This is a genomic window from Ilyobacter sp., assembly GCF_041583315.1.
Lineage (GTDB): Bacteria > Fusobacteriota > Fusobacteriia > Fusobacteriales > Fusobacteriaceae > Ilyobacter.
In genome coordinates, this window is the sequence record NZ_JBFHGC010000524.1 from 1 (window position 1) to 2,024 (window position 2,024).

Consider the following 2,024-nt stretch of genomic DNA (forward strand, 5'->3'; position numbering starts at 1 on the left):
CCCACGCCTTAGAAGGGCGTTGCTCTATCCAGCTGAGCTACAGGCACATATTATGGTGCGTCACACAGGGGTTGAACCTGTGACAACACGATTAAAAGTCGTGTGCTCTACCAACTGAGCTAGTGACGCATGGAGCGGGAAACCAGGTTCGAACTGGCGACATTCAGCTTGGAAGGCTGACGCTCTACCAACTGAGCTATTCCCGCGTGTTTTGGTGGCGGGGGCAGGATTTGAACCTACGACCTTCGGGTTATGAGCCCGACGAGCTGCCAGACTGCTCTACCCCGCGCTATGGAATTTGTGTGGTGCCTGGGGCGGGAATCGAACCCGCACGACCTTAGAGGTCACAGGATTTTAAGTCCTGTGCGTCTACCAGTTCCGCCACCCAGGCGTTTATTTTTGTCCCTTGAGGACAGGAATAATAATATCATAAATACAAACTGTCGTCAACACTTTTTTTATTTTTCCAACAAAAAATTTTAAACTCACATACCTTACAGTGATTTACTTGTGTTTTTTCATATCCCATAAAATCAAAACTTTCAATGTTTTCAAGGGTTTTAGTCAAGAAACTCTTGTTCTTTTCGTGGGATTCATCATCATATTTCACAACAAAATTTTCTTCAGAATATTCTGTCTGATAATAGACCATCTCAATATTTTTTATTTTACGAATATTTTCAAAAACATATTTAAAATTTTCTTTTAATAGATAAAGATATATTTTTGTCTGAAGTGAATCCTCTATACTCTCCTGAGAAAGCCTTTTTTTATTTGTTTTAAAGTCCACTATCTGTATTCTGTTGTTTGGTCTGGATATTATGAGATCATACCTGGCCATTAGTCTTATTTTTTCACTTCTCTCCCTTATGTCATACTCTGACAGGTATCTGCAGTTGGTCTCTAGGGGATACTTTTCTTTCAGCTTATAAAAAAGTTCTTTAAGATCTCCGTCCTGAATGTATTCCCCCTCTGTATCTATCTCCTTAAAATATCTCTCTGCAAGAAGGTGAAATCTGCTTCCTTTTTCAAAACTTTCTTTCAGGCTGTCATCATCTGAACCGTAGAGTCCTTCAAAATATCTGTATCTGAATTTTAAGGGGCACTGCATGAAGGTCCCCATTGAACTCTGGGTGTATAAAAAATTTTTATCCTTTCTTACGTCTTTCATATCTTTTCTGCCCCTCTTCTATTAGTTTATTTATCTCCCTGAAATAAAAAATATCCGAATTTTCATTACAGCTTATGACAAGATATTCTTTGGCCCTTGTCATCCCAACATAGAGAAGTCTTATACTTTCTGATATTCTTTCACTTTTTCTTTTTAGTGTTATATTTTTATATTCTTTGCTTACAAAAGTTTTTCTGAACTCATCTTCCAGCGAGTCTCCCGGATAGACATATGGTTCTTTAAGATACTGCTGCCTCCCGTAATCGTTGTCTGAAAGGTATACCGGAAAACTGTCTGAGTTCACATTAAAAAGCCAGACCATGTCCCACTCCATGCCTTTGCTCTTGTGGTATGTAGTGAGGGTTATGTTGTATTTCAGAGACGCCGTCTCCTCTGTCTCAGATTCCACAGCCTTTGCCAGATAGGTGAATTCACTTCCCCTGCTTTTTTTCATCTCTAGGGAAAGGTCAAAGAGTGTCCAACGGGGATTAAGCTTGAATATCCTCTTGAGATCCAGAGATATCTTCTCTATGAGGAGGAGCTGGTCTGCCTCGAAAGAATAGAGGTCTCCTATAAACAAAAGAAGTTTCTCAAGGGAGTTTTGTGGAAATTCTAAAAGTACCTTTATTTTTTTCAGATTTTTTTCAAAACTGTTCCACCAGTAAGCCGATGTGAATTTTTCAGATATACTCAGATCATCTCTTCTGTAAAAAAGCCTTTCCAGGTCTATCCCCCTGAGATACTCTGTAAACTCCCGGAATTCCTCCTCCTCTATACTATCCATAAGGTGTCCCTGGATAAGAGTGATGAGTCTCCTGTTGTCAAATGGTTTTGAGAGAAAAGCAAGAAGGTC

At 39.6% G+C, this 2,024-nt stretch carries 2 protein-coding genes and 4 tRNA genes; all 6 read right to left on the reverse strand.

Annotated elements, in window-relative coordinates; translation table 11 throughout:
* Positions 1–53 precede the first annotated feature (53 nt).
* Positions 54–129: transfer RNA gene (locus tag ABZA26_RS13755), tRNA-Lys, on the reverse strand.
* A gap of 1 nt (position 130) precedes the next feature.
* Positions 131–206: transfer RNA gene (locus tag ABZA26_RS13760), tRNA-Gly, on the reverse strand.
* A 6-nt stretch (positions 207–212) separates the two neighbouring features.
* Positions 213–289 (reverse strand) — tRNA-Met (locus tag ABZA26_RS13765).
* 14 nt (positions 290–303) lie between these two features.
* Positions 304–391: transfer RNA gene (locus tag ABZA26_RS13770), tRNA-Leu, on the reverse strand.
* 36 nt (positions 392–427) lie between these two features.
* Positions 428–1,171, reverse strand: coding sequence for a PD-(D/E)XK nuclease family protein (locus ABZA26_RS13775; RefSeq protein WP_372715067.1), 744 nt, complete (start codon positions 1,169–1,171; stop codon positions 428–430).
* Positions 1,149–2,024: 3'-5' exonuclease (locus ABZA26_RS13780; RefSeq protein ID WP_372715068.1), on the reverse strand; the 876-nt coding region annotated here is incomplete at its 5' end. The genes ABZA26_RS13780 and ABZA26_RS13775, both read right to left, overlap by 23 nt.

What these genes read in the sequence shown, in the direction of transcription:
- ABZA26_RS13775 (WP_372715067.1), bottom strand. Translation starts at nt 1,171, where the DNA reads ATGAAAGACGTAAGAAAGGATAAAAATTTTTTATACACCCAGAGTTCA.